Raw genomic sequence first — 554 nt, 5'->3', positions numbered from 1 at the left:
AGGCGAGCGCGCGCGCATCGCGATGGAACTGGTCCCAGGAGACAGGGAAGGCCTTGTTGGAGGTCGGTTCGGCCATAGGAAGGACTCCGGGGCGGCTGTCACGGTTTCTGTGACAATCCGGAAAGCCTATAAGCAGGGCGCTGGCAAGAGGCGCGCCCCGCTTCATCCCCAATCGGTGGCGTTTCAGTGGCCTTAGAACTCCGACCAGCCATCGGCGTTGCCGCCCGACACGACACGCCTCAGCTTCGGCGCCCCTCTGCTGGGTGGCGAAAGGGCGCCGTGCGCCGCCCTGGTGAGCTGCGGCGCCCTCTGCTCGATCTGGCGCGCAATCACGGYCTCGAARCCTGRTCCGCCATCTTGCAGSCGRAATGCWGCGACCATCGCGCTCARGCGCTCGGTRTCCTKCCKCAGCTCCTGCGCCACCTTCGCRCTYTCATCGGCAAGCAGGGCGTTCTGCTGGGTGATCTCGTCCATGTGAGCGACGGTCCTGGCCATCTCATCGATGCCATTGGCCTGTTCTGTCGTTGCTTCGGAGATCTCGTTGACCGTCGAGG

The 554-nt window shown here is 64.9% G+C and carries 1 pseudogene; it reads right to left on the bottom strand.

Going from position 1 to position 554, the window contains the following annotated elements:
* Positions 1-192 precede the first annotated feature (192 nt).
* A pseudogene (locus AB4Y92_RS25375) lies at positions 193-554 on the bottom strand (hypothetical protein); the annotation flags it as partial.

Source organism: Lysobacter sp. TAB13 (genome assembly GCF_052113885.1).
GTDB classification, from domain to species: domain Bacteria; phylum Pseudomonadota; class Gammaproteobacteria; order Xanthomonadales; family Xanthomonadaceae; genus Lysobacter; species Lysobacter gummosus.
This window is presented reverse-complemented; position numbering and strand designations above follow the sequence as displayed.